This window comes from Arthrobacter jinronghuae, from assembly GCF_025244825.1.
Lineage (GTDB): Bacteria > Actinomycetota > Actinomycetes > Actinomycetales > Micrococcaceae > Arthrobacter_B > Arthrobacter_B jinronghuae.
Map to the genome: position 1 here is coordinate 25,891 of NZ_CP104263.1, position 25,965 is coordinate 51,855.

At 65.2% G+C, this 25,965-nt stretch carries 27 protein-coding genes and 1 tRNA gene; 14 read left to right on the forward strand and 14 right to left on the reverse strand.

Translation table 11 applies throughout. The features are described from left to right. Positions 1–30: 30 nt before the first annotated feature. Positions 31–516, reverse strand: coding sequence for an FHA domain-containing protein FhaB/FipA (locus tag N2K98_RS00115; RefSeq protein ID WP_442860070.1), 486 nt, complete (start codon positions 514–516; stop codon positions 31–33). Further along, entirely contained in the window at positions 516–1,247 is a 732-nt protein-coding gene (locus tag N2K98_RS00120) for an FhaA domain-containing protein (protein WP_255864471.1), read from the reverse strand. The genes N2K98_RS00115 and N2K98_RS00120 overlap by 1 nt, the downstream gene beginning before the upstream one ends. Before the next feature lie 451 nt (positions 1,248–1,698). On the opposite strand from N2K98_RS00120, the gene N2K98_RS00125 reads away from it, so the two are divergent. Continuing rightward, positions 1,699–1,781, forward strand: a tRNA-Leu gene (locus tag N2K98_RS00125). A 177-nt stretch (positions 1,782–1,958) separates the two neighbouring features. On the opposite strand, the gene N2K98_RS00130 is transcribed toward N2K98_RS00125, so the two are convergent. Then, positions 1,959–2,321 carry a DUF5997 family protein gene (locus N2K98_RS00130; protein ID WP_229951524.1) on the reverse strand — a complete coding sequence of 121 codons (363 nt, stop codon included), beginning with the start codon at positions 2,319–2,321 and terminating at the stop codon, positions 1,959–1,961. Positions 2,322–2,401: 80 nt separating this feature from the next. On the opposite strand from N2K98_RS00130, the gene N2K98_RS00135 reads away from it, so the two are divergent. Together N2K98_RS00135 and N2K98_RS00140 are read left to right on the forward strand one after the other, a co-directional pair. Beyond that, positions 2,402–3,145: a LysR family transcriptional regulator substrate-binding protein gene (locus tag N2K98_RS00135; protein ID WP_255864470.1), complete on the forward strand. Its 744-nt coding sequence runs from the start codon at positions 2,402–2,404 to the stop codon at positions 3,143–3,145. Positions 3,146–3,214: 69 nt separating this feature from the next. Next, positions 3,215–3,592, forward strand: a complete 378-nt coding sequence (locus N2K98_RS00140; protein ID WP_255796305.1) for a VOC family protein — start codon at positions 3,215–3,217, stop codon at positions 3,590–3,592. 38 nt (positions 3,593–3,630) lie between these two features. Here the strand turns inward: N2K98_RS00140 and N2K98_RS00145 are convergent, their stop codons facing one another. The 3 genes from N2K98_RS00145 to N2K98_RS00155 all read right to left on the reverse strand — a co-directional run bounded on the left by N2K98_RS00145 (position 3,631) and on the right by N2K98_RS00155 (position 6,825). After that, positions 3,631–5,361: a cation:proton antiporter gene (locus N2K98_RS00145; protein ID WP_255864469.1), complete on the reverse strand. Its 1,731-nt coding sequence runs from the start codon at positions 5,359–5,361 to the stop codon at positions 3,631–3,633. 49 nt (positions 5,362–5,410) lie between these two features. Further along, a complete protein-coding gene (locus N2K98_RS00150) occupies positions 5,411–6,187 on the reverse strand; it encodes a metal-dependent hydrolase (RefSeq protein ID WP_255796303.1) in 777 nt (258 codons plus the stop codon). A gap of 119 nt (positions 6,188–6,306) precedes the next feature. Next, entirely contained in the window at positions 6,307–6,825 is a 519-nt protein-coding gene (locus N2K98_RS00155; protein WP_255864468.1) for a gluconokinase, read from the reverse strand. Between the two features lie 264 nt (positions 6,826–7,089). Here N2K98_RS00155 and N2K98_RS00160 point away from each other — a divergent pair, with 264 nt between their 5' ends. Continuing rightward, positions 7,090–7,794 carry a FadR/GntR family transcriptional regulator gene (locus N2K98_RS00160; protein ID WP_255796301.1) on the forward strand — a complete coding sequence of 235 codons (705 nt, stop codon included), beginning with the start codon at positions 7,090–7,092 and terminating at the stop codon, positions 7,792–7,794. Between the two features lie 109 nt (positions 7,795–7,903). On the opposite strand, the gene N2K98_RS00165 is transcribed toward N2K98_RS00160, so the two are convergent. Next, positions 7,904–8,401: a Dps family protein gene (locus N2K98_RS00165; protein WP_255796300.1), complete on the reverse strand. Its 498-nt coding sequence runs from the start codon at positions 8,399–8,401 to the stop codon at positions 7,904–7,906. A 272-nt stretch (positions 8,402–8,673) separates the two neighbouring features. Between N2K98_RS00165 and N2K98_RS00170 the strand changes: the two genes are divergently transcribed. Next, a complete protein-coding gene (locus N2K98_RS00170; RefSeq protein WP_308219808.1) occupies positions 8,674–9,264 on the forward strand; it encodes an SRPBCC family protein in 591 nt (196 codons plus the stop codon). A gap of 90 nt (positions 9,265–9,354) precedes the next feature. Here the strand turns inward: N2K98_RS00170 and N2K98_RS00175 are convergent, their stop codons facing one another. Both N2K98_RS00175 and N2K98_RS00180 read right to left on the reverse strand, forming a co-directional pair. After that, entirely contained in the window at positions 9,355–10,839 is a 1,485-nt protein-coding gene (locus tag N2K98_RS00175) for an FAD-dependent oxidoreductase (protein ID WP_255864467.1), read from the reverse strand. Between the two features lies 1 nt (position 10,840). Next, entirely contained in the window at positions 10,841–11,638 is a 798-nt protein-coding gene (locus N2K98_RS00180) for an SDR family oxidoreductase (RefSeq protein ID WP_255864466.1), read from the reverse strand. 130 nt (positions 11,639–11,768) lie between these two features. Between N2K98_RS00180 and N2K98_RS00185 the strand changes: the two genes are divergently transcribed. From N2K98_RS00185 to N2K98_RS00195, 3 genes are all read left to right on the forward strand, one after another. Next, complete coding sequence (locus N2K98_RS00185) at positions 11,769–12,272, forward strand: DUF4383 domain-containing protein (RefSeq protein ID WP_255796297.1); 504 nt, start codon at positions 11,769–11,771, stop codon at positions 12,270–12,272. Positions 12,273–12,396: 124 nt separating this feature from the next. After that, complete coding sequence (locus N2K98_RS00190) at positions 12,397–12,960, forward strand: cysteine hydrolase family protein (RefSeq protein ID WP_255864465.1); 564 nt, start codon at positions 12,397–12,399, stop codon at positions 12,958–12,960. Positions 12,961–13,013: 53 nt separating this feature from the next. Beyond that, the gene (locus N2K98_RS00195; RefSeq protein ID WP_255864464.1) at positions 13,014–13,253 is read left to right on the forward strand and encodes a DUF2630 family protein; all 240 of its coding nucleotides are present in this window, start codon (positions 13,014–13,016) and stop codon (positions 13,251–13,253) included. Between the two features lie 31 nt (positions 13,254–13,284). Here the strand turns inward: N2K98_RS00195 and N2K98_RS00200 are convergent, their stop codons facing one another. Genes N2K98_RS00200 through N2K98_RS00210 form a run of 3 tightly spaced genes read right to left on the reverse strand, consistent with a single transcriptional unit; the run spans position 13,285 to position 15,461 of the window. After that, positions 13,285–13,602 carry a hypothetical protein gene (locus N2K98_RS00200; protein WP_255796295.1) on the reverse strand — a complete coding sequence of 106 codons (318 nt, stop codon included), beginning with the start codon at positions 13,600–13,602 and terminating at the stop codon, positions 13,285–13,287. 5 nt (positions 13,603–13,607) lie between these two features. Continuing rightward, entirely contained in the window at positions 13,608–14,510 is a 903-nt protein-coding gene (gene ku / locus N2K98_RS00205) for a non-homologous end joining protein Ku (protein WP_255796294.1), read from the reverse strand. Positions 14,511–14,525: 15 nt separating this feature from the next. Next, a complete protein-coding gene (locus tag N2K98_RS00210; protein ID WP_255864463.1) occupies positions 14,526–15,461 on the reverse strand; it encodes a thioesterase domain-containing protein in 936 nt (311 codons plus the stop codon). A 230-nt stretch (positions 15,462–15,691) separates the two neighbouring features. On the opposite strand from N2K98_RS00210, the gene soxR reads away from it, so the two are divergent. The 4 genes from soxR (at position 15,692) to N2K98_RS00230 (ending at position 17,735) form a co-directional block, all read left to right on the forward strand. Then, positions 15,692–16,150, forward strand: a complete 459-nt coding sequence (gene soxR / locus N2K98_RS00215; RefSeq protein ID WP_255864462.1) for a redox-sensitive transcriptional activator SoxR — start codon at positions 15,692–15,694, stop codon at positions 16,148–16,150. Positions 16,151–16,233: 83 nt separating this feature from the next. Continuing rightward, complete coding sequence (locus N2K98_RS00220; protein WP_255796291.1) at positions 16,234–16,785, forward strand: flavin reductase family protein; 552 nt, start codon at positions 16,234–16,236, stop codon at positions 16,783–16,785. A gap of 66 nt (positions 16,786–16,851) precedes the next feature. Beyond that, on the forward strand, positions 16,852–17,070 hold the full coding sequence (locus tag N2K98_RS00225) for a PLDc N-terminal domain-containing protein (protein WP_255864461.1): 219 nt from the start codon (positions 16,852–16,854) through the stop codon (positions 17,068–17,070). Between the two features lie 2 nt (positions 17,071–17,072). Then, positions 17,073–17,735, forward strand: coding sequence for a pentapeptide repeat-containing protein (locus tag N2K98_RS00230; protein WP_255864460.1), 663 nt, complete (start codon positions 17,073–17,075; stop codon positions 17,733–17,735). On the opposite strand, the gene N2K98_RS00235 is transcribed toward N2K98_RS00230, so the two are convergent. Continuing rightward, positions 17,732–18,961, reverse strand: coding sequence for a L,D-transpeptidase (locus tag N2K98_RS00235; protein WP_255796288.1), 1,230 nt, complete (start codon positions 18,959–18,961; stop codon positions 17,732–17,734). The genes N2K98_RS00230 and N2K98_RS00235 overlap by 4 nt on opposite strands. 146 nt (positions 18,962–19,107) lie before the next feature. Continuing rightward, on the reverse strand, positions 19,108–20,610 hold the full coding sequence (locus N2K98_RS00240) for an SDR family oxidoreductase (protein WP_255864459.1): 1,503 nt from the start codon (positions 20,608–20,610) through the stop codon (positions 19,108–19,110). 165 nt (positions 20,611–20,775) lie between these two features. Between N2K98_RS00240 and N2K98_RS00245 the strand changes: the two genes are divergently transcribed. Together N2K98_RS00245 and N2K98_RS00250 are read left to right on the forward strand one after the other, a co-directional pair. Next, positions 20,776–23,406, forward strand: coding sequence for an ATP-dependent DNA ligase (locus tag N2K98_RS00245; RefSeq protein WP_255864458.1), 2,631 nt, complete (start codon positions 20,776–20,778; stop codon positions 23,404–23,406). Positions 23,407–23,442: 36 nt separating this feature from the next. Further along, entirely contained in the window at positions 23,443–25,920 is a 2,478-nt protein-coding gene (locus N2K98_RS00250) for a phosphoketolase family protein (protein WP_255864456.1), read from the forward strand. Positions 25,921–25,965 lie beyond the last annotated feature (45 nt).

Sequence of the window (25,965 nt, forward strand, 5' to 3'; positions counted from 1 at the left end):
GTGCTGCATATCTGAGAACCAGGGCCACTGTCAGGGCCTCAATTCGATGACCGTCTTACCGATGCGGATCGGCACACCGGGTTCGACGGGCAACGCCCGGGTAAGTTGGCTTCCACCGAGATAGGTTCCGTTTGTTGAACCGAGGTCCTCAACGAACCAGCGGCTGCCCTGGGGGAAGAGGCGGGCATGGCGGCCCGAGGCATAGTCGTCTTCCAGGACGAGGGTTGCTTCCTGTGCCCGTCCGAGCAGGATGGGGCTGGCGGCCAGGTCCAGTGTGGTCCCGCGCAGCGGACCTTCCGTCACCACGAGCTCCCTCGGCGTCACTTTGCTGGGGGCCGGCGCACGCTTTTCAAGGTTCGGGTCCTTGCGGATCTGGCGGGCCGTCGGGGTCCCGGTCCGGTTGCGGCTGCCAACGGCGAGGTCGCGTCGGATGGCACCGACTACGCTGACCACCATGATCCACAGCAGGATCAGGAAGCCGTAGCGCAGGAGCGTTTCAGTTAATTCGCTGAGCACTAACGTCCCCCGGTCCGGACGGGCAGCAGCCGAAAGACGATTCGGGTGCGCCCCATGGTGATTGTGGATCCATCGGTAAGCACTGCTTCACCTTGAACTTTCTGGCCGTTGACGAAGCTGCCGTTGGTGGAGCCCAGATCGACGGCACGGCTGGCTCCGTTCTCAGTGCGGATCTCCAGGTGACGGCGGGAAACGCCGGTGTCGTCCACGAGGATGTCGGCTTCTGAGGAGCGGCCCAGAACCACTGAGGGCGCATTAAGGGTGTAACGCTGTCCGTCAACGTCCAAGACGGGCTGCATCCGAGCCGATGGTCCCTGCCGCGGTGCAGGAGGGGAGGGCATCCGGGTCTGCGCCGAGGGTGACTTTTCAGTGGACGAATCCACTTCAAGCACCCCTGCCTTAAGGGAGGAATCGCGGGTAAACGAAACCCGCACCGGCCCCTGAAGAGTGTAGGACTGGCTGCGGGCATGCTTGATGACTACGTCGCAGAGCTCTTCAGCCAGGGGCGCGCCCCACTTCTGCGCCTGGGTGAAATCCGAGGTGGATAGCCGCACCGTAAAGACATTCGGTGCCAGGGTCCGGCCCTGGCCCAGGACCATGGAATGCTGATCCAGTTCCTTGCGGAGTGCGATGGCAAGCTCCAGCGGTTCAACACGGCCGGACGAACCGGACGCGAAAGCACCACGAACAATCTTTTCGATGCCGCGTTCGACATTGTCGAGTATGCCCAAGTTCGTCTCCTTCCGTGTCCTGTCCGTTGAATTGCCTCGTCAGCAGTACCTGCCCGGCGCCGCGGTGCGGGCTCAATTGTCTGCCGGGACTGGTTCGGGACTGGTTCACGACTGGTTCCGGCAGAGCACAGGTATATGCGTCCACTTCGATACTACTGGTGACTGCAGATAAATGTCTTACCGCCGTCCCGGCGCCCCGCGCGCCGGTCCGGTCGCTGTTCCACATCCGTTGCCGGCTTCCCGGCCTCCCCTGTGCAGGCGGGAGAACAGCCGGCGTTTCCCTGCAACAGCACGGTTTTTGGGTTGTCCCGGAAGCCGTTTAGGTGTTTGGCCAAAATGCCGGTATGCTTGATTCTGCTGTTCCCGAGGAAACGCAACGAATGATCACAGGCAGGATCCACTTGGATCGTGTGAGGTCGTCCGCACAGCGTCGCCGCGGGAAACCATTTATGCGCGAGTGGCGGAACGGCAGACGCGCTGGCTTCAGGTGCCAGTGTCCGAAAGGGCGTGGGGGTTCAAATCCCCCCTCGCGCACATAGATAAAGAATGACCCCGGCCAGACGGCCGGGGTCATTCTTTTTTGCGTCCCGCGTCCCGGGCGATCCCCCCCCGGAGCAGGGACTCCGAACAAGGGCCAACGCAATAAGGGAGGGGCCGCGCAGCATCTGCGCGGCCCCTCCCTTATTGCGAATCCGGTGAGCCGAACGGCTCCTAGGCGCGTTCCGCCTTCTTGGCTTCGGCTTCCTTTACGCGCTGGGCTTCGGCACGGACGGCAGCAAAGCTCGCCCGTTCCTCAACCAGCCAGGCCGGCGGCTGGGCCAGCAGTGCCTTGATTTCCTCGGTGGTCAGGGCCTCGGTCACGCCGGCGCGGGTCAAACCCCCGATGGAGACGTTGAGCTTCTGCGCCACGACGGGGCGCGGATGCGGGCCGGTGCGGCGCAGCTCGGTGAGCCACTCAGGCGGATTGGACTGCAGTTCGTCGAACCGGGCCCGCGAAATAGGCCCGTCCTGGAAATCCTGCGGCGCTGCGGGCAGATAGATACCCAGTTTCTTGGCTGCCGTGGCAGGCTTCATGGATTGGGGAGATTTCTCGGTGGTCATATTCCAAGGGTATCCGCCCGCCGCGCCACCTTCCGGTGGGCTAAGGTGTTCTGATGCCCACAGACACATCAGCACCCCTGCAGGGGGCGACGTCGCGGCCGCTGACCGTGGCCTACGTACCGGGCGTGACACCGGGCAAATGGATTACCCGCTGGCGGGAACGGCAGGACCAGGAACTCCGGACGTTCCAGTGTGAGGAGCCTGCCGCGTTGGAGGAACTTGCCTCCAACCGGGCGGATCTGGCGTTTATCCGTATTCCTGCCGAAGGTTTCGCGCGCCCGGACGGGGTGAACGTGATTCCGCTGTACGAAGAGCAGCCGGTGGCCGCTGCCTCAAAGGAGCACCCCCTGGCGGCCTTCGACGCCGTCGACCTAGCGGATCTCGACGGCGAGACGATTCTGGACATTGACGCGATGGGAGGCGCCGCCGTCGCCCTTGAGGTGGCTGCCGCCGGCAGCGGTGTTGTGATCCTCCCCATGTCGGTAGCCCGTCTGCACTCCCGGAAGGACGTTGAAGCGCGGCCCGTTAGCGGCGTGCCGGCAACCCGGATCGGAATTGCCTGGCTGCAGGACCGGGACGAGCCGGACATAGAAGAGTTCATCGGGGTGGTGCGGGGACGGACCGCGAACAGCTCCCGCCAGCCCTCCATCCAGGCTGAACAGAAGTCCTCAGCCAAGAAGCGGACCAAGGAACGCCAGACCCGGAGCGCGGCCAAGCCTGCGGCAAAGTCCGGCGGGCGTCCCGCAGCCAAGGGCAAAGGCGCCGGCAAGAACGGCAAGCCGCGCCGCAGCCGTTGAAACACCGTTGAATCAACAGCTGTTCCGCCACTGCTGACACCCGCCTGAGCCGGGGGTACCGTTTCGCGGATGCGAATCAAAATGAGCGGTATCCACGTGGTGGACCCGGAACGTGCCTACGAGTTCTACACCGGCACCCTGGGACTGGAACCCCTAATGGCCATGCCCGAATACAACCTGTTCATCGTCTGCTCGCCTGAGGACCCGGGCGGTCCGGGCCTGCTGCTCGAACCCAGCGACAACCCGGTTGCCGAAGCGTACCGGTCGGGGCTGTATCGGGAACAGCTGCCTGTGCTGGTGCTTGGCGTCCCGGATGTGCAGGCGGAGTACGAGCGGTTATCGGGGCTCGGCGTCCAGTTCCTCGGTGAACCCACCCTGGATTCAACGGGCGCCCAGGCCGTTTTCGACGACGGCTGTGGCAACTACCTCCAGCTCCACCAGGACTGAGGCGAGGGCCAGCCGCGATGCTGCTCCGGCGGCGCCCGCTAGCGTTCCCCGAGCCGGGGGCGCAGGCGGGATTCTTCCAGGTCCAGCAACCGCTGTGCCTCGGAAAGGGTCCGGGAAGCATAGCGTCCCTCGCGGCGGGCCAGCAGCAACTGGTTCCGTTCGGCCTCGACGACGGCGCGGCGCAGTGCCCGGTATTGGAGCTGCGGCGTCGGATCCTCGTTTTCCCCTAGTGCGCGTACCCGCTCCCATGCCAGTTCGCTGCGGAGGAAGGTGCTCTGCCGGACCCTTTCGACCACATCCGGGTCCACCTCCTGACGCACGCCCAGGCACTCTGCGGGCTGCTCCAAAATGCTGAGTCCGGCGCCGCTGAGCTCATCGATCAGCTTGGCGAGTTCCCGCTGGTCCGCTGTGACATCCCTGCCCTGGACGCCCAGAATACGGATCAGCCACGGCAGGGTGAGGCCCTGCAGCAGCAGGGTGGTGATCGCTACGGTAAAGGCGATCAGTACCAGCTGTTCGCGGTACGGTGTCTGATCGGGCAGGGACTGGGCAGCGGCCAGGGTCACCACACCGCGCATTCCGGACCAGGAAATCACCACGCCGCCGCGCCAGCCCAGGCCCTCGCGGTTCAACTGCTCGACGTCGGCCCGGCGCCGGCGGTAGAGCAGCTCGCCGCGGCGGTGCCGCCGGCGCTGGCGGTCATCCGTCAGCCCGCCGTCCTTGATCTTGTCCAGCCACCGCCTGAATCGCTTGGTCCGATGTTCCTGATACCGGACCTTCGCCCTGAGCAGATAGATCAAGGGGGTGACCCAGGCGAAACGTACAAGGATCAGCAGGGCGGTGGTTGCCAGGCCGATCAATACGGCGTCGAGGACCGGCAGCAAACTGGTATCGACATTTTCCACGAGGTGCCGGAGTTCCAGGCCCATCAGCAGGAACACGCCGTTTTCCAGCAGGAACTGGATGGTGCGCCAATTGATGCTGTCATTGATCCGCGCCTGCGCCGTGAACGCGGAGCCGCTCCGGTGTCCGGTGTAAAGCCCTGCGACGACGACGGCCAGCACGCCGGACGCTCCGGCTTCCTCCGCCGGAATGAAGGCAATGAACGGAACAACAAAGGAAATGGCGGTGTCCAGGACCGGATCATGCAGCCTTGACCGGACATAGACGGTGGCCGCGCCGACCAGCAGTCCGACCAGAACGGCAACGACGACGGCCAAACCGAAATCCCCCACCCCTGCCCAGATGCTGGACAGGCCGCCGGCAGATGCAGCGATGGCCGAGCGCAGCAGCACGAGGGCGGTGGCATCGTTGACCAGCCCTTCACCTTCGAGCACTGTCACCAGGCGCGGCGGCAGGCCAAGCCGCTTGCCGACGGACGTGGCGGCCACGGCATCCGGCGGACTCACGACGGCGCCGAGCGCCACTGCGGCAGCAAAGTTGAGGTCCGGCAGCAGCAGATAAAGCAGCAAGCCGGTGGTGAAAGCGGAAACCAGGACCAGGAACACGGACAGCGACGAAATGGCACCGATGTTGCGCCGGAAGTCGACCACTGGGACGTTGATCGCTGCGGCGTAGAGCAGCGGGGGCAGCACCCCCATCAGGATCAACTCATGCGGAACGGAGAACTCGGGCACACCCGGCGTATAGGAGAGGGCCAGCCCGACCACCACCAGGATGAGCGGTGCTGCTATCCCAAGACGTCTGGAGAAGGCAGCAACCGTCACAATGACGGCGACGCCTACCACGGCAAGAAGACCCAATTCCACATTTCAACATTAGCCCCGCACCGGATGGGTTCGCTTGCGGATGTTCGGGTCAGGTGTAGGGGGACCAGCCGGTCAGCGCCGTCACGCCGTCCACGGTGACGCCGTAAATCGCGTAAATGGTCACGGGCACCATCAGGGCCCATTCGCGCCATGATCCGGCCGCGCCGATCAGGGGCAGCGAGAAGCAGCCGCTGCTCCGCCAGAGCTTACTGACCACAGGGAAGCGGACCAGGGAACGCGGGCGCTTGATCCGCAGCGGCCACAAAATCATTACGCCCTGGTGGGTGAGGAGGTCGCCGACAATATGTACGGCCACTCCCAGACCCACCGCCACCGGCAGCCAGTCATTGTTTTCCGGGGCATAAACGGCAATGAACCCCGAGAAGGCCAGGGCGAGGAACCAGCTGCGAACCGGTCCGCCGGCGATCTTCAGTGCCTTGAAGGCAAATCCCATCAGCAGGACGGAGAGGATCCCCGCTCCCAGCGCCACTGATCCGAAGACCGGCACCTCCGTGGTCACCCTGCCCAGTGCCGTCGCCAGCGCCACGAAGACCGCCAGCCCGAGCAGGGAATGAGTGCCGCGCCGGTGGCCGCCGCTGACGGCCTCCGTAAAGCGGGCAAGGATTTTGGTGAGCGGAGGAAGGGAATGGGCAATGGTCCCGCTGTGATGGTCGAGATCGGGCAGCAGTGCGGCACCGGCGGTCAACAGGGCTCCGGTGACGACGCCGAGCGGAGTCACCGGATACCAGCCGAATGCGTGGGGAGCGGTGGAGGCGACGGCAACCCAGGCTGCAGCGCCGCTAGCGGCATGGTGGCCACCCATCATGGTTGAAAAGTCCTTCCAGAGGGCGGTGCAGGCGCCAAAAGATTTTATTGAGGCTACCTATTTTTCCACGGTTTCCCGCACCCTGCGTTCACCTTGGACCGGCGGGCCGGCGGAGATGCCTAGGCGACCGCGAAGCCCAGGTGCCGCAGAATGGCATCCACGATTTCCGCAGGAGAATCCGTTATTTCAATCCGGAGACCGGCTTCGTCCGGGGCAAGCGGCTCCAAGGTGCTCAGCTGCGAGGGAAGCAGAGACGGCGGCATGAAATGTCCGCTTCGCGTTTTCATCCGTTCCGCAAGAACATCGGCGCTCCCGTCCAGATGGACGAACGTTACGTCCCCGGCCGCCTGCGCGAGGACATTTCGGTACGTGCGCTTCAATGCGGAACAAGTAACGATGGTGCACCGGCCGTTTTCCGCCTGGACACCCATCCAATCGCGGATGGCGTAGAGCCACGGCCACCGGTCGTCGTCGTCGAGGGGGACGCCGGCGGACATCTTGGCGATATTGACGGCCGGATGGAACTCGTCAGCCTCCGCCGCAATCCATCCGAGCCGCTTGGAAAGCAGGTTGGCAATGGTGGTTTTGCCCGATCCGGCAACACCCATGATGACGAGGTGCTGTGCAGCTGGGGCCATTGAAATCTCCTTGGGACGCCGTTGTCGCGGGTTCGGACAGGTTTGCTGACCGGAACTGTTGAGCACAAAGGTATCACCAACTAAAGGTGCCGCGGCCGGAGGAAACATATGCTCCGTCAGCGGCTGATCAAAGGCACACTTCGGAGACTAGGCTGAAGCAGGGGCGGGTAGCCGCTATCAGCAGGATTCCTGCTGAATCCGGGCCCCCTACTCATATATGCACCTAAAGGAATATACAGGGAACGTAGCTGGAAAGATGTGGATATGAACGAACACGCCGGCCCGCCGGCCGCGGTCCTGAACGCCCGGATCATCGAAACCCTGGGCCAGGACATTGCCTCCGGCGTGCTTGCGCCGGGGGACCGGCTCACGCTTGACGGGCTGCAGCAGGAGTTCGGCGTTTCCCGAACCGTTGTCCGCGACTGCATGCGGATCCTCGAGTCCATGAACCTGGTGTATTCCAAGCGCCGGGTCGGCATTGTGGTGCAGGATCCCCAGCTGTGGAACGTGTTCGATCCGCGGATCATCAAGTGGCGCCTTGCCGGGCCGGGCCGGGCGGAGCAGTTCCGTACCCTGACCGAACTGCGGGTGGGAGTGGAGCCGGTAGCCGCGGCGGCCGCCGCCAGACACGCTGCAGCCGCCGAGCGGGACCGGATGGTGGAGCTGGCCGCGGAGCTTCGAAGGCTCGGGGAGGCTGGGGAGCTGGAGGAGTTCCTGCAGGCCGATATTGAATTCCATACGTTGCTGCTGCGCTCCAGTGGCAACGACATGTTCGCATCGCTTCAGGATGTGGTTGCCGAGGTTCTTGCCGGCCGCACCCGGCAGGGCATGATGCCGCCGAACCCGAGCGAGGCTGCCCTGCGGGGGCATGCGCTGGTGGCCGACGCCGTCGCGGCCGGAGATGGTGCTGCCGCGCTGGCGCACATGATGGATTTACTGGAAGAAGTGCGGCAGGCCATCGCGGGTTAGCTGATCCCCGGGGCACGGCTGCTGGGCCGCAGAGCAGGCAGAGCCTCCAGGGACGGCAAAGGCCGGCGCACCCCGTGTAAAGGGATGCGCCGGCCCGGAACCTGGAGTCTTAGCGGGTCGGTTCCAGATTGCTGTCTTCGGGCGTGACTACCTCTGCCGTGGCGGAGATATTCTCGGCATCCACCATCCAGGCGTACTGCTCGAGCTTGGCAATAAAGCCATGCAGGATGTCCGCGGTGGTCGGATCCTCTTCGTCCACCTGGTCATGCACATCGCGCATGGTCTTGACGACGGCCTCGAGCATGGCGACCACGTGCGTCACGGTGTCGCGGGTGTCAACCAGCCCGGCGGGGAACGGCGGCAGGCTGGTGCCGTTGGCTACCGCCACGCTGCGGCCGTCCGGGACGGCGCGGAGGGCACGCATGCGCTCGGCCAGTTCGTCCGCGAAGATGCGAGCGTCGTCAATGATCTCGTCAAGCTGCAGGTGCAGGTCCCGGAAGTTCTTACCGACAACGTTCCAGTGGGCCTGCTTGCCCTGCAGATGCAGTTCGATCATGTCCACCAGGACGGCCTGCAGGTTGGTGGTCAGCTCTTCAGATGCCTTCATGTTTCCTCCAATGTTGACGAAAAATGAGTACTGGACTCACCTGCCGAAAGAGCCCGGATACCGTCCGGACAAAGCGGCTTCGGCAGGTGGATTGTTCCCCAGCCTAACCCCGGGAAGCGGCTCGGAACAGAATGGACGGGTTCCCGGGAAAGCCAATATAAGCAACCTTACTTCCAGTTGAAGTGCGTTGTCGTCCTGTGTACGGTGAGGAAAACGGGGCCGGTGGGAAACGGCCCGGCCAAAGGCAGGATTCGCACTACCGGAGGGACAGCATGACCACCGTAGAAGAGTCAATCAACGTATCAGTACCGGTAACCACCGCTTACAACCAGTGGACCCAGTTCGAGTCCTTCCCGCAGTTCATGGGCGGCGTTATCTCCATCACCCAGCTTTCGGACACCACCACCCACTGGGTGACCAAGGTGGCCGGTGTCGAGCGGGAGTTCGACACTGAAATCACCGAGCAGCATCCGGACGAGCGGGTCGCGTGGAAGAGTACTGACGGAAAGTCCCATGCCGGCGTCGTAACGTTCCACCGCCTGGGCGACGCCGAGACCCGGGTAACCGTCCAGCTGGACTGGGAACCCGAAAACGTCGTTGAGAAGCTGGGTTCCGTGGTCGGCGCCGATGACCGGCAGGTCAAATCCGATCTTGCCCGTTTCAAGGAATTCATTGAGAGCCGCGGTTCGGAAACGGGTTCGTGGCGGGGAAACGTTGACGCACCGGGCAATGCTGCCACCGGCGCAGCCGGCACGGCTCCGGTAGGACCTACCTCCACTGACACGTCGCGGCTGGCGGCGGCTCCGGACGTGGATCCGGCAATGGATGACCCGGAATCCGGCGGACCCCGGGCCGGCCTCTAACCATCCGGCAGGTTAAACAAGAACTGCGGATGCCTTCAAAGGCATCCGCAGTCTCTGTTTAACGGTGTCCGGGTTTACCGGGTCCGGCGATCAGGCGGGATCGAGGTTCTTGACGGCGGGACCTTCCAGCAGAGTTCCCTTGGCCGTGAACCGGGAGCCGTGCAGCGGACAGTCCCAGGACTGTTCGGCGTCGTTCCAGTTCAAGACTCCCTTGAGGTGCGGGCACACGGCCGACACCCGGCTGGTCTCGCCGGCCACGGTGCAGGTACCCACCGGCTTCCCGTTCTCCCGGGAGACCACGCCCTGCCCCTCCGGCGGGGCCGCGTCGGTGCTGTTGGCCAGTCCGGCGGCCCAGCCGGTGAGCATGGAAAGCCCCACCTCGGCGTTGTCCCGCAGGGTGGAGGCGGCATCGAGCGGGGCCACCCGGGGCTTGTACAGCTCGCGCGCCCACGGGTTCTCTCCGCCGAGGATCTCCGCGCTCAGGGCCAGCGAAGCCGCAACGGCATTGGTCATGCCCCACTTGTTGTACCCGGTGGCTACATAGATGTTGGAACCCATCAGCGGCAGCTGCCCGACGTAGGGCAGGCTCCGTGCCGGCGAGTAGTCCTGCGCCGACCAGGCATAACTCGCCGCGCTTCCCACCGCGAAGTTCTCCACGGTCCAGTCCACCAGATCGTCCACCAGTTCCTGGGTGTGCTTTTTCCGGCCGACAGTGTGCCCGTTGCCCCCGGCGAGCAGGTAGGAGATGCCGTTTGCCTCTGCGGTACGCAGCGAGCGGGTGGGCGAATCGACGGAGAGGTACATGCCCTGCGGAACCGTTCCCGTTACCGGCAGGGCTACCGCATAGGAACGCTCGGGCTTCAGGACGGCAAAGTAGCCGCCGCGGTCAAGGATCGGGATGCCGGTGGCCAACACCAGGTGCCGGGCGGTGACCTCGCCCTGGCTGGTTCCGACCTTGATGCCGGCCCCGTCCTCATGGCGCGCGCCGGTCACCCGGACGCCCTCGATCAGGGTGCCGCCATGGGCACGGTAGTCCTTGGCCAGGCCGGCCAGCACCGTCATCGGCTGGATCTGTGCCTGGTCGCGAAGCCGAAGTGCACCAGTGGTTTCAAAGGGCAGTTCGGTCTCCGCGGTGAACTCGACGTCGAGTCCGGCGGCCTGGGCCGCCTCGTGTTCCTTCCGCAGGCTCTTGAGCCCCTGCTCGGTGGTGGCGTAGGTGTACGCGTCCCGGACCTCGTAGCCGATCCCGTTTTCGTCGCAGAAGCGCAGCAGCCAGCTTTGTCCCTGCCGGTTGGCTTCCACATACTGGCGGGCGGTCTCCGCGTTGTGGTGCGAGGTGATGCCGGAGAGCTGCGTTCCCTGCAGCAGGGAAACCTTCGCTGTGGTGTTGCCGGTGCTGACGGCGCCTACCGTGCGTGCTTCCAGGACGGCCACGCGCTGTCCGCTGCGGGCCAGCAGGGCTGCCGTGGTGAGGCCGGTAAGTCCGGCACCGACCACCACGGTGTCGTAGGACGCCTCGGGGTCGAAGGGATCAGTGGGTATAACGGGCGCGTTATCGAGCCATAGAGATTTCAAGTTATCCTTCCCGCCAAGCTGACGAAGTGATGTGGGAGCCGCCCTGCGGTCCCATCTGGAGCATGCCGCCGTCGACGGGCCATGAGGCCCCGGTGACGTAGGACGAGGCCGGTGAGGCCAGGAAAGCCACGACGTCGGCGATTTCGGAGGCGTAGCCGGGCCGGCCCAGGGGAATGCCGGGGCGGTCCTCGTCCCGAGGGTCGGAGTCCGTCTGTCCGGTCATGGGGGTGGCAATTTCCCCGGGCGCCACCGAATTGGCCGTGATCCCGTAGCTTCCCAGCTCCAGGGCGATGGTCTTCATCAGCCCGCCGAGCCCGTGCTTGGAGGCAGTGTAGGCCGCAGCGCCCACCCGTGGCTGGAGTTCGTGGACGCTGGTGACGGCGATCAGCCGGCCGCCGTTGCCCTGCGCAACCATGCGCTGAGCTGCCCGCTGCAGGCAGACAAAAGCCCCGCTGAGGTTGGTGTCCACCGTGGTGCGCCAGGCGTCATAGGTCAGGTCCAGGAACTTCTGCCCGTCTCCGGTCCCGGAGTTGTTGACGAACACGTCCAGGCCGCCCAGCTGCTCCGCCAGGGAGTCCACGACGTCCGCGCATGCGGGCAGATCTGTGGTGTCCAGGCGGGCGACGACGGCGGTGCGGCCGTGCGAGCGGACCTCCTCCGCAGTGTCCATGGCACCCTGTTCATCGGAATGCCAGGTGATGCCCACATCCATTCCCGCCTTGGCCAGAGCTACGGCGACGGCACGTCCTATGCCGGAATCAGACCCCGTGACTATCGCCGTTTTAGGCGCAAACCCCATTTGGTACCCCCTCATGGTCCTGGAAAGTCAGTATGCTTCCCACCTTGCCCCAATTGTGCAACAGTTTAAAGTCCTGATCACCGAATCCTCCCGGTCCGGTCCTCCCGTGCTGCGGAGCAGAGGAGTCATCATGGCATACCCCAGCTACAGTTCCGGCGGCGGTCTTTCGGCCCGCAGGACCAGTGCGCAAAAAGCCGCAATTGCCTTTGGGATTGTTTTCCTGCTTATCGGAGTCCTGGGGTTCATTCCCGGGGCCACCATCAATTACGGCCAGCTTTACTTCTCGGGATACGCATCGGAGGCCGCCCTCCTGGGTATTTTCCAGGTGTCGGTGCTGCACAACGTGGTCCACATGCTGCTGGGCTTTGCCGGGCTTGCCCTGGCGCGAAAGCACTCCTCGGCCAAGCTCTATCTGCTGGGAGGAGGCATCCTCTACGCCCTGCTCTTCATTTACGGGCTGCTCATCCCGCTGGACTCAGACGCCAACTTCGTTCCCTTCAACACGGCGGACAATTGGCTGCACGCAGTGCTGGCCGTAGTGATGATCCTGCTGGGTATCTTCCTGGGCCGTGAGAGCGAATCGAGCTCGTACCGCAGCAACCCGAACCCCGGCGAAGGATCAGTTCCCAACTAGGATCCACAGCGTTCCGGGGGGGTACAGCAGCCGGGACGCGCGTTTGGCCTGCAGCCGTTCAGTGCTGGCAGACTAGGTTTACCGACACGCCCGCACCGGGCGGTTTCGCCGAAAGGAACCTGGATTGTCCGCCGCACTGATGGTCATTGACATGCAGAACGCCTACTTCGAAAGCCCCGCCCTGCAGAAGCATCAGGAACGGTTGGTGGAAAAAACCAACGAGCTCATCGGTTTGGCCAAGGCCGCCGGTATTCCGGTGCTGATGGTCTGCACCGAACACGAGCGGGATAAGTCCACCTGGACCCTGAGCATGCTGGACGACGACCAGGGCTTCATCTTCAGCGGCAGCGAGCAGGCCGACTTCATTCCGGGGCTGGACTACGCGGACCTGCCGCGCCTGGTGAAGACCCGAGACAGCGCTTTTGTAGGCACGGATGTCCTGCTGCGGCTGCGTAACTGGAATGTCGAGACCCTGGTCCTGGCCGGCGTCGCGACCCACAACTGCGTAGCCCAAACCGCCGCCGACGCCTTCGCGAACAATTTCCGCGTCCGTTTTGCCCGCGAGGCACTGGCCTCCACCAATGACGAGTACGAAGAAGCGGTCCTGCGCGTGCTCTCGGACGAGTACCGCCAGCCGATCGAGAGCAATGCGGAGCTGAAGGACTTCTTCAACGCACAGCAGGCCTAGACTGCCGCGCCCAGTGCTGGAATCCGCCGTCCGCCCCGGTTAGCGTAGGAGCCATGGACGAACAGGAAATCCAGCACCGGATCCAGGAACTCGTAGCGCAGGAGCAGTCCCTCCGTGAGGCGGACCCGGGTGTGGAACCCGAAAAGCATGCCGCGGAGCTAAGGCGGGTGGAGGAACAGCTCGACCAGTACTGGGACCTCCTCCGCCAGCGGCGGGCCAAGGCCGACGCCGGACAGAACCCGGATGAGGCGCAGGAGCGGCCCGTGGGTGAAGTCGAGGGATACCGCCAGTAGGGATCATCCCGTACGGGCGGCCCCGAGCGGACTAGTGCTGCTTCCGGCTGCTGCCGGAAACCTTCGGCGTGCCGGCTTCAGTATCCGGGTCCGCCGGGCCGGTGACCTCACGCAGCAGGGTGGCGGCACCGATGCTGCGCCGGAAGCCGCTTTCACCCCGGAAGGTCTCCCCAAGGGCCCAGACCATCAGGCAGCCCTTGCTGAGGGTTTTCAGCAGCCCGGCGTTCCTGGGCGTCAGTGCCATCATGGACGCAACGCCAAACACGCCCCAGCCGATGAGCGGCCCGTTGGGCACCTTGAAAATGGTCTGCCGGCCGAACTGGTCCGTGAAGAAATTACGAGATGCCATAGTGGTCAGGCGCCTTTCCGGGTTTTGGCTGTGCTTTTCGTGCTCTTGGAGTTCGAGGTTTTGGCGGGAGCCTTCTTGGCGCCGTCCTCTTTGGTGCTTTTAGTGTCGGTGCCGCTCTTTTTGTCGCGGTTCTTCTCTACGCTGCGCCGCAGCGCCTCCATAAGGTCCAGGACCTTGCCGCCCTCGTCTTCCTCGGATTCTCCGCCGAAGGTCTCCTCCGTGTCGAGCGATTCTCCCTGTTCCAGCTTGGCATCGATCAGGGTCTTGAGTTGTTCCTGGTAATCGTCGGTGAATTCCGAGGGGTCGAAGTCCCCGCTGAAGGAATCCACGAGGGCCGAGGACATCTCCAGCTCCTTGGCGGAAATCCGCACCTTTTCATCCAGCGAGGGGAAGGTGGCCTCCCGGACCTCGTCCTCCCACAGCAGGGTCTGGAGGGTTAGCACGTCGCCGCGTACGCGCAGGGCACCCAGCCGGCTCTTCTGCCGGAGCGAGAACTGCACGATAGCCGTGCGGTCGGTGTCCTCAAGGGTGCGGCGGAGCAGTACATAGGACTTCGTCGATTTGGAGTCCGGCTCCAGGTAGTACGTCCGGTCAAACAGGATGGGATCCACCTGCTCGCTGGGCACGAATTCCACGACGTCGATTTCCCGGCTTTTCTCCACGGGAAGGGACGCCAGATCCTCGTCGGTGAGGACCACGGTCTGCTCGCCGTCGTCGTACGCCTTGGCGATGTCCTTGTATTCCACCACCTCGCCGCAGATCTCGCAGCGGCGCTGGTAGCGGATGCGTCCGCCGTCCTTGCCGTGCACCTGGTGAAGGCTGACGTCGTGGTCCTCGGTGGCGGCATAAACCTTGACCGGCACGTTGACCAGCCCAAACGCAATGGCGCCTTTCCAGATCGCTCTCATGTAATCCAGTGAACACTAGATTCCGCTTCCGTTGCCAGAGCCGGGTTTGTCTGCGCGTGCCTCCCGCAGATGCTCCCACAGCTGCCGGTACACGCGCGGATCGGAAAAATAGGCGGTATGGGATTCGGGAAAGGGTTTGCCCGAGTCCACTTCGCTGTCGGTCACGTTCACATCCCGGCCGGCAAACACCCGTTCGGCGCAAAAGGAAATCAGGTCGCGCTCGTCCCAGAAATTCAACCAGGGAACTGCCGGCCCTGAACCGCCGCGGTCCGGTCCGAGGTAGGCGAGGGCATCGAGGAGGTAGAACCACGGCGCCTGCGAGCCCACGCTCACCAGCAGATCCACCCGGATGCCCTCCGCCTCGGGGGAACTGAGCAGGTCAACAGCCGCCACGGAGCCGAGGCTGTGTCCGAACAGCACCACCGGTGCATCTTGGTCCGTACTGCGCAGGGTGTCGGCAATGCGGGCACGGGCGGCGGGACCGTGGGCCAGATAAAAGGCGACCTTGCCGAAGAAGCTGCCCGCGGCATCCGTGAGGCGGATCCGGTGCCGGATCCCCGCGTCCGTGAGCACCCCCAGGACCAGGTCCTGCAGCGTTTCCCCCAGGAAAGCCGCGTCAGGCCGCGCCGGCGGGGCACCGGCACTGGAGGCCTGTTTCAGCGGATCAGCCGCCCCTAGGTCCATGCCGAAAAGGGCGAGGGCCAGGGACGTATCGGTAACGCCGGGCGGATCGTCGGCGACATAGCGCGGGGGCAATGCCGGGACAAAGCTGACCTCATCGGGTGCGGCGGCGGCCCAGTCAACCGCCAGCACCCGGTAATCGGATAATCCCGGCACCTCGGCCACCTGCTCCCGGATCCGGTCCGCGAGCTGCGGGTTGGGCCGGCCGGTGCCCGGTAGGAAAACCAGCGTTCCGGGTTTCTCCGGCGGTCCGAGGGGTGCGGGATCCATGGCTGCCTCCTTCGTTGCGGCGGCACCTTTACCGACCGCGCAACGCAGCGGTTTCGGCCCGATAGGGACACTTTCACATGCCGCAGTCCCGGCCGCCAGTGAACGGGAGGGAAGGACTGAATCCTGCTGGCTTCGTTCGGTTCCGCGGACCGGCGCGCCCGCACAATTGCCTCCGGAACGCGGGCGGCGGCAGCGGGCGGATAATGGGTGCAGCGATGGAAGGCGAGGCCGTGGAAGCGAATACACCCGGATCCGGGCCGGCGCGTGTGGAACTGTCCGTGGGGCAGGTGGCCGAGCGCAGCGGCGTCAGCGTCTCGGCGCTGCACTTTTACGAGCGTCAGGGCTTGCTCTCCAGCCGGCGGACACCTGGTAACCAGCGGCGCTATGACCGATCGGTGCTGCGGCGGGTGGCCGTGATCCGCGCCGCGCAGCAGGCAGGCATTCCGCTGGCCGTAATCAACCGTGCTTTCGCCGAACTGCCTCCGGACGGAGTCCCGGACCAGGCCGACTGGCAGCGGCTTTCCGCCGCCTGGCAGCAGGAACTCAATACCCGCATCCGCCACCTGCAGGCGCTTCGTGACCGGCTCGGCGGCTGCATTGGCTGCGGCTGCCTCTCGCTGGCCCAGTGCCGGTTCGTGAATCCTGATGATTCGGGCACCGGCACGGGAGCCCGGGCATTCGACGTCTAGGCCGCACGATTTGACCTCAACTAAGGTTGACGTTCTAGCGTTGAGGGATGCCCTCGATGGGTTGGTCTGCGGAAGGACTTGAGATGACGCGGAATACGGCTCTGTGCGAGCGGAATGTAACGGATGCATTCAAGGACGCCTTTCGGGCCCATCCGGCGGGCGTGGCCATCATTACGGCCGACGGCGGCAGCGGCCCCGTGGGCCTGACCGCCTCCTCGGTTTCCTCCGTGTCGGCGGAGCCGCCGATCCTGTCCTTTTCCCTGGCCTCAACCCACGGGACCGCCGGTGTCATTGCCGGGTCCGAGACCGTCGTCGTCCACCTGCTTGGCGCCGACAATGCCGGACTCGCTGCACTTTTCGCCCGGCAGGGCGCGGATCGGTTCAGTTCCACGCCAACCCGCACGCTGCCCGGCGGCGAACCCCTCCTGGAAGAAGCCCCCGTGGCCCTTCGCTGCCGGATCGACGGCAGGATCCCGGTGGGCAGCTCCATCCTGATCGCAGCCACCGTCCTGGAAATCCTCCCCGGCAGCACGGAGCAGGAACCGCTGGTTTACCACAACCGCACCTATCACCGGCTGGGCGGGCACTCCGTGCTCGGCCAGGCCGGCTCGGTTGCTCCCGGAAGCGGCCAATAGCGCATAATCGGGTTCAGGCCCGTTCGACGACCGTCGGCGGGAACCGACCCACCGGAAGGCACGGCGATGGCAAAGAAAAAACTCAAGGACCTGAGCAGCGGACAGAAAAAGGGCCTGGGAGCCCTGACCGGAGTCCAGTTCCTGCTCGCCGGAGCAGCGCTGCGGGATTTGAAGAAGCGACCGAAGGACCAGATCCGCGGCAGCCGCGGATGGTGGATGGCTGCGTGCGGCATCAACTTCGCCGGTCCCATCGCATACTTCCTCTTCGGCCGCCGGTCCGCCTAGGTATGGTGCGTTCCCGCAGCACCGGCACCAAACCGCCGGTCCTCGAGCTGGTCCGCCCGCAGGACCTGAGCGACGGTGCCGACGTCCCGGTGGGCAGCCACCAGGAAGCGGTGGCCTATAACGGAGAGTCTTTCGCCGGCTTAGAGCTGCGCGGGGCAGTGTTCTCCGAATGCAGCCTCACCGGCGTGTCCCTGGACAACGCCGACCTCACCGCCGCGCGGTTTATGGAATCAACGCTGGAGAACCTCTATGCCCCAGTGTTACGGGCTGCCAAAACCTCGTTTCGGGACGTGGAAATTTCCAATCCGCGCCTGGGTTCCGCGGATCTTCACAGCGGAAGTTGGAACTCCGTCCGCGTTGACGGCGGCAAGATCGATTTCCTTGACCTGCGGGACTGCAGCCTGACCAACGTGCTGTTCTCCGACTGCATCATCGGGGAACTGGACCTCGAAGGCGCGCGGCTGAACCGGGTGGCGTTCCGCGACTGCCGGATCGACTCGATGCTGCTGGGTGGCGGCACGGCGGTGGACGCGGACCTGCGCGGATCCGTGTTCCGGAGCGTTGGCAAAATCGACGGACTCAAAGGGTTCACTGTGGACGAAGAGCAGTTGATGCTGCTGGCTCCGTTGTTCGCGGCCGAGTTGGGCCTGCGCGTGGAAGCTTAGGGCTGCCCGGCGTACTGGTCCCAGGGGATGTTCCAGTCGCCGTAGCCGTCGTCAATGGGGACCGGCCCGGCTTCGGTGTTCAGCACCTGCACTACGTCGCCGGCGTCAAAGGTGTCGTAGAAGTACTTGGCTCCTTCGGCGGACATCCCTACGCAGCCGTGCGAAACGTTGATCCGGCCCAGTGCACCTACGGCGCCGTCGAGGGCCTGGTGGACAAAGACGCCGCTGTTGGTCAGGCGGCTGGCCCACGAGGCGTCGAACGGTTCGTAGTAGTCCGGGTCTCCGGGCGACAGTCCGATGCTTTCGGCGCGGAAGGGCAGCTTCTCGTGCTGGCTGACGACAACCTGGTAGCCGCCGGGCGAAGGCCAGGTGGGTTCGCCGAGGGTGACAGGGAAGGTCCGGACCAGCTGCCCGTCCAGGAAGACCTGCATGGTCTTGGTGCTGTTATCCACCACGGCCAGGCGGGTGTTGTGCGTGTTGAAGGTGCGGGTTTCGTTGAAGTTGCCGATCATGCCGTTGCCGAAGTCGACGCCGAACAACTGCATGTCCACGGTGATGGCGCTGTTGGGGGCCCAGAAGGCCTCCGGGCGGTAGCGGACCCGGTTGTCCGTGATCCAGAAGAAGGCACCGGTCTGGCCCGAGGTGCTGGTGACCGTGATGGCCTGTTCCACGGCGTCTTTGTTGGTGACCGGTTCGCTGAAGGTGATGTCGATGGGCTGGCCCACGCCCACACTGGCGGCGTTCTGCGGATACATGAAGGCATTGGCTTCATTTGCGGGAAGCACGGTTTCGAAGCCCTGCCTGCGTGTGGTCTCCTTGCCGGCGGAGTCGGTGAGCACCACCTCCATGCCGTACCTGGTGTTGAAGGCCAACGGTGCATCGGCGGTCCAGACGGCTCCGTCTGCGGACATTACGCCGGGTACGGGATCTCCGCCGGCCTCCGGCTTCAGGATGACCTTGTTGATGACTGCGTTGGTGGCAGTGACGGAGGGAAGATCTGCGGGGTTGACGCCTACGGCGCCGTCAGCCGGCGTGGTGGTGATGGATACCGGGGCGGCCTGCACGGAGGGCGACGCCGATGCCGATGAGCCGGCCGAGGGAGACGAACCGGTTTCGGACGGGCCCAGACGGCCGGTGGCGAAGGCTGCGCCGAGACTTCCGCCTATGACGAGCACCGCGGCAACCGCCGCGGCTATTGGCCATTTACGGCTCTTCTTGTCCTGCACAGCCAAGTCCCCTCAAGTACACGCCGGGAGCCGTCAGGAAGACGGAACCGGCATAGTTGCAGCTGGGCCGGCTCGACCGGCGCGTATAGTCCTACCGATGATATTAGCTTCTTTGGATTTCGCGGACGCTGTTACACGATTGTCGCCTAAACGGCCGTGTCGGGGGCGGCCGGGGTTGTGAGGCGCGCTGCCTGCCGGGTGATGTTCTTGGCCATGGAGGGAAAGATCAGGCCGTGGAAAGGGGCAATAAGCCACCAATAGAGCTTGCCGCCCAGACCCTTCGGGAAGTAAATGGCCCGCTGCCGGTAGACACTGCCGCCGTCGCCGTCCGGGTCCACCCGCATCTCCAGCCAGGCCTTGCCGGGCACCCGCATCTCCGCACGCAGCCGCAGCAGGGTGCCGCGCTCCAGCAGTTCCACCCGCCACCAGTCCACCACGTCACCGGTGAACAGTGTGGTGGGGTTCCGCCGGCCGCGGGTAAGGCCCGCCCCGCCGACGGTTTTGTCCAGCACCCCGCGGATGGCCCAGGCCATGGGCAGCGAATACCAGCCGTTCCGGCCGCCCACTCCCTCGATGACCTGCCAGACCGCGGCCGGATCCACGGCCGCGCGGCGCTGCCGGGAGTCCACATAAACCGTCTGGCCCGCCCAGTCCGGGTCGCTGGGCAGGGGATCGGAGGCCAGATCGGACGACGCCGAGGCGCTGGCCCAGGTGGTCTCCACCTCGCCGCGCTTCTCCTTGCCCAGTGCCCGCTTCACGGCGTCGTGGTAGTCCGTCAGGCCGCCGTCGGGCAGCGGCAGGTATTGGTCAATATCGTGTTCCTTGGCAACGGCGTCGTGCTGCAGGGATTCCACCAGCGGCAACGACATCGAACGCGGGATCGGGGTCACCAGGGCCACCCATAGTCCGGCCAGCCGGGGAGCCGGCAGCGGCAGGGCGTAGATGCGGCGCCGGGGCAATCCGGCTTCCTCCGCATATCCGTTCATGATTTCCGCGTAGGTCAGGACTTCCCGGGACCCGATATCGAAGGTCCGGTTCACGCCGGCGGGGAGGTCCACGGCCCGCACCAGGTAGTGCAGGACGTCCCGGACGGCAATCGGTTCGATGCGACGGCGTACCCAGCTTGGCGCCGGCATCACGGGCAGGGTTTCCGTCAGGTGCCGGATCATCTCGAAGGAGGCGGAACCGGAACCGATCACGACGCCGGCCTGGTAGACAACGGCGGGCACCTCGCCGTCGAGCAGGATCCGCCCCACCTCGGTCCTGGATTTCATGTGCGGCGACAACTCGCCTTCCTCCGGATGCAGCCCGCCGAGATACACGATCCGCTGCACGCCGGCCTCCGCGGCGGCGTCGGCCACCAAGTGGGCGATAGCTGCCTCCTGACCGCCAAAACCCTTCCCGGACGCCATGGAGTGCACCAGGAAGTAGAGGGTGTCGATACCGGTGAAGGCGGCCGCGGCAGATTCCCGGTCCGAAAGGTCGCCCTGGACGATTTCGACGTCGGATGCCCAGGGCACATCCGAGAGCTTTTCGGGGGAGCGTGCCAGGACCCGCACGCGGTGGCCGTCCTCAAGTAAAAGCGGAACAAGCCGTCCGCCGATGTAACCGGTGGCCCCAGTGACCAGAATGTGCTGGCTTTCCGTCATTTTTCCAACATACGCGCGCGCCGCCGCCGATGGTCAGGCCAGTCGGACACTCTGGGTGAAACCTTCCGAAGACTCTTCCGGTTTGCTGTGGAGGTTACCTCCGGATTGATAAGCCCCCTGATGAAATACTGGTATTTGCCCGGTATCCCGGTAAGACTAGGGGGCATGGCGACAGGCGGAGGAAAAAACCAGGAGACCGTCAGTGTGGAGGGGCACCGGCTCCGCTTGACCAACCTGGACAAGGTGCTTTATCCGGAAACGGAGACCACCAAGGCGGACGTGATTGCCTATTACGCTGCCGTGGCCGAGTACATGCTGCCGCACTCGCGCAACCGAGCGGCGACCCGCAAGCGCTGGGTGCACGGTGTGGGGACTCCCGAGCATCCCGGCCAGGTGTTCTTCCAGAAGAACCTCGAGGACTCCGCTCCGTCCTGGGTGAAGCGGTTCTCGATCGAGCACAAAACCTCCACCAACACCTACCCGGTGGTGAATGACCTGGCAACGCTGACCTGGCTGGCCCAGTCCGCCGCCCTCGAAATCCATGTGCCGCAGTGGCAGTTCGGGCCGCGCGGCAAGATCGGCAATGCGGACCGGATGGTTCTGGACCTCGACCCCGGTGAAGGGGCGGGGCTGGCCGAATGCGCCGAAGTGGCCCGGCTGGCAAGGGCCATCCTCTCTGACATGGGCCTCGATGCCCGGCCCGTGACCAGCGGTTCCAAGGGCATCCACCTGTATGCCGCACTGGACGGAAGCCAGAGCTCCGACGACATCAATGCGGTGGCCCATGAGCTGGCCCGCGCCCTGGAGGCGGACCATCCGGATCTGGTGGTCAGCGACATGAAGAAGACGCGGCGCGTGGGCAAGGTGTTGGTGGACTGGAGCCAGAACAACGGCAACAAGACCACTATCTGCCCCTACTCGCTGCGGGGACGGTTCACGCCCACGGTGGCCGCCCCGCGGACCTGGAAAGAACTCGAGGATCCGGATCTCGCCCAACTGGACTACCTGCAGGTGATGGACCGCGTCCGCAGCGGGTCCGATCCGCTCGCCGGCATGGAAAGCGGCGCCTTCGAGGCAGAAGCACTCGAGGAAGCGGAGACCGGCGACACCGAGGCCGGCTCCGGCGGGGACCGGCTGACCAAGTACCGGAGCATGCGGGACGCCGCAAAGACACCGGAACCCGTCCCGGAGGAACCGTCCACTTCCTCGGAGGGCAACAGCTTCGTTATCCAGGAGCACCACGCCCGCCGGCTGCACTGGGACTTCCGCTTGGAGCACGACGGCGTGCTGGTGTCCTGGGCGCTGCCTAAGGGCCCGCCGTCGACGTCCGGAAAGAACAATCTGGCCGTGCAGACCGAGGATCATCCGCTGGATTACGGCAAATTTGAAGGACATATTCCCAAAGGGGAATATGGCGGCGGGGACGTGACCATCTGGGATCACGGCACGTATGAGCGGGAAAAGTGGCGGGACGGCAAGGAAGTCATCGCCGTGCTCCACGGCCAGCCCGACGGCGGCCTGGCCCGGGAAGGGGCCGCCGACCGGCGCTACGCACTGATCCACACCGGCTCGGGCGGCGACAAGGCCAACAACAACTGGCTGATCCACCTCATGAAGAACCAGCCGAAGCCGGGCGAAAAGGGGACGCCCGAAGCTCCGGCCGACGGGTCCGCCGCCGCTCCTGCGGATGCGCCCGCGGACGCGCCGGAATCACCCACGGAGTCCGTGGCCGCTGCCGCCCGGACACGCCCCGCCACGGCCGCCGCTCCGGCAAAGACCTCGTCCGTCGACGTCGGGAAGGTGGCCCGCGACGCGGAAGACGCCTCGGTGCCCTCGGTCGAGCCGATGATGGCAACCCTCGGCAGCCGGGCTGAGATCAACGACGACGACGAGTGGGCCTTCGAAATGAAATGGGACGGCGTGCGCGCCGTCGTCACGGTAACGCCGGAAGGCACCCGGCTGATCTCCCGCAACGGCAATGACATGACCGCCGCCTATCCGGAACTGCAGGACCTCAGCGCGCACCTCAACGGGGAACGGGCGGTACTGGACGCCGAAATCGTCGCGCTGAACAAGGCCGGCCGGCCGGACTTCGGCCTGCTGCAGCCCCGCATGCACCTGACCAAGCCGCGGGAAATCGCTGCCGCCGCCGGGCGGACGCCGGTACACCTGATGGTCTTTGACCTGCTCTGGCTGGACGGGAACTCGCTGGCGGACCTCACCTACGAACAACGCCGGGAAATCCTCGAGCAGGCCGTCGAGCCCGTCCCCGGCGGGCACCTCCAGGTTCCCCCCGCACTGGACATGTCCATGGACGAGGCGGTGGCGGCCAGCAAGGAACTGGGGCTGGAAGGTGTGATGGCCAAACGCCGCACGAGCACCTACAACCCCGGCAGGCGTTCCAAGAACTGGGTAAAGCTGAAGAACCAGCTCACCCAGGAGGTAGTGGTGGTGGGCTGGCGGCCGGGGCAGGGCAACCGGCAGAACAAGGTCGGTTCCCTCCTGGTCGCCGTTCCGGACGGGGTGGACCTGAAATACATCGGACGGGTCGGGTCCGGACTGAGCGAGAAGGACCTCGCCACAATCGGCCCGCGCCTGAAGAAGATGTCCCGCAAAACGGCGCCGCTGGACGATGTTCCGTCCGCAGATGCCTCCGATGCCCAGTGGGTGCGGCCGGCACTGGTGGGCGAAGTGACCTTCTCCGAACGCACCGGCACCGGAAAACTCCGCCATCCCGTCTGGCGCGGCCTGCGCCCCGATAAGAAACCCTCCGACGTCGTGGTGGAGACCGTCTAGGCTCACCACGTCTACACCGTCCGGAAAGGACCCAAGATGACCGAGACCAGTGCTGCCCCGCCGGACCGCATCCCCGGCACCGAACCGCATCCCGACAGCGCCCTGGACGGCGTGGACGCCTGGTGGCGGGCCGCGAACTACCTTTCCGCCGGGCAGATTTACCTGCGGGACAACCCGCTGCTGCGCCGGCCGCTGGAAAAATCCGACGTCAAGGCGCGGCTGCTGGGCCACTGGGGCACCACCCCCGGACTGAACTTCATCTACGCCCACCTGAACCGGCTGATCCGCGAGCAGAAACGCAACGTCCTGTTCATTACCGGACCAGGGCACGGCGGCCCGGCGAATGTTGCCAACGCCTGGCTGGAAGGCACCTACTCGGAGATCTACAGCCATGTGGGACGGGACGCGGAAGGGCTGCGCACCCTGTTCCGGCAGTTCTCCTACCCCGGCGGAATCCCCAGCCATGCGGCCCCGGAGACTCCCGGGTCCATCCACGAGGGCGGTGAACTGGGCTATTCCCTGGCCCACGCCTACGGAGCGGTCTTCGACAACCCGGACCTGGTGGCTGCCACGGTGATCGGCGACGGCGAGGCCGAAACCGGTCCGCTGGCCGCCAGCTGGCATTCCAACAGCTTCCTCGACCCGGCCGTGGACGGAGCGGTGCTGCCCATCCTGCACCTGAACGGCTACAAGATCGCCAACCCCACCATCCTGTCCCGGATGCCCGAGGAACAGCTGCTGAAACTGCTCGAAGGCTACGGCTACCGCCCCTACGTGGTGACCGTGGAGGATCCGAACGCCGTCCGGCAGGCCCACGAGGACTTCGCTGCCGTGCTGGAGACCTGCCTGGCGGAAATCACCTCGATCCAGGAGCCGTACCGCACCGGCGAAAAAACCGCGGTGACCCCGGACGTCCCCGCCGATGCGATGGAGCAGCACGCTCCGCGGTGGCCGATGATCGTCTTCCGCTCGCCCAAGGGCTGGACCGGGCCGGCCGTGGTCGACGGACTGCAGGTCGAGGGCACCTGGCGCGCGCATCAGGTGCCGCTGTCCGAGATCCACGACAACCCGGAGCATCTGGCCCAGCTGCAGGAATGGCTGCAGTCCTACCGACCCGGGGAGCTGTTTGACGCCGAGGGCCGGCTTGTCGAAGAGATTGCCGCGCTGGCCCCGGAAGGGGACCTGCGCATGAGTGCAACGCCGTACGCGAACGGCGGGCGCCTGCTCCAGGACCTGCACCTGCCGGAGTACGCGGACCATGCCGTGAAGATCGACCATCCGGGCTCCGAACGGGTCAGCCCGATGTTTAATCTGGGCGGCTACCTGCGCGAAGTGATCCGGAAGAACCCCTCCAACTTCCGGATTTTCGGACCGGATGAGACAGCGTCCAACCGGCTGCAGGCCGTCTATGACGTCACGGACAAGGCCTGGCAGCAGCGGATTGACGAACTCGACGAACATCTGGCCCGCAGCGGACGCGTGGCCGAGGTGCTCAGCGAGCACCTGTGCGAGGGGTGGCTGGAGGGGTACCTGCTGACCGGCCGGCACGGCGTGTTCAACTGCTACGAAGCGTTTGTGCACATTGTGGATTCCATGTTCAACCAGCACGCCAAGTGGCTGAAGGTCAGCCGCGGGCTGAGCTGGCGCCAGCCGGTCGCGTCGCTCAACTACCTGCTCTCCAGCCACGTCTGGCAGCAGGACCACAACGGGTTCTCGCACCAGGACCCCGGCTTCATTGACCACGTGGTGAACAAAAAGGCAGACGTCATCCGGGTCTACCTCCCGCCGGACGCCAACACACTGCTGGCCGTGGCCGGGAACATCCTGGACAGCCGGGACCGGGTCAACGTGGTGGTCTCCGGCAAGCAGCCGGCCCCGGTCTGGCTGGACCCGGAGCAGGCGCTGCTGCACGTGGAGCGCGGCATCGGGATCTGGGACTTCGCCGGCAGCGAAGGCGCGGGTCCGGGCACCCGGACCGATCCCGACGTCGTGATGGCCTGCGCCGGCGACGTCCCCACCCTGGAAACAGTGGCCGCTGCTGCGCTGCTGAAGGACCAGCTCCCGGAGCTGAAAATCCGGGTGGTCAACGTGGTGGACCTGATGGTGCTGCAGGATCCGCGCGAGCATCCGAACGGGCTGTCCGACCGGGATTTCGACACCCTGTTCACGCAGGATAAGCCCGTGGTTTTCGCCTATCACGGCTATCCCTGGCTGATCCACCGCCTGACCTACCGGCGCACCAACCACGACAACCTGCATGTGCGCGGGTACAAGGAAGAAGGCACCACCACCACACCGTTCGACATGGCCATGCTGAACCAGATTGACCGGTTCCAATTGGCCATCGACGTGCTGGACCGGGTAGCGTCGCTGGGATCGACGCAGGCGTCCTTCCGGCAGCATTTGCAGGACGAACGGGCACGTGCCCGGCAGTACACCCGCGACGAAGGGCAGGATCCGCCGTACATCACCGGTTGGAACCTGCAGGAAGCAGAGCAGGACACGCCCGGCTGAGTTTCACTGGCCGGGCGCGGTACGCACAGGCTTCGGCGGCGCCCG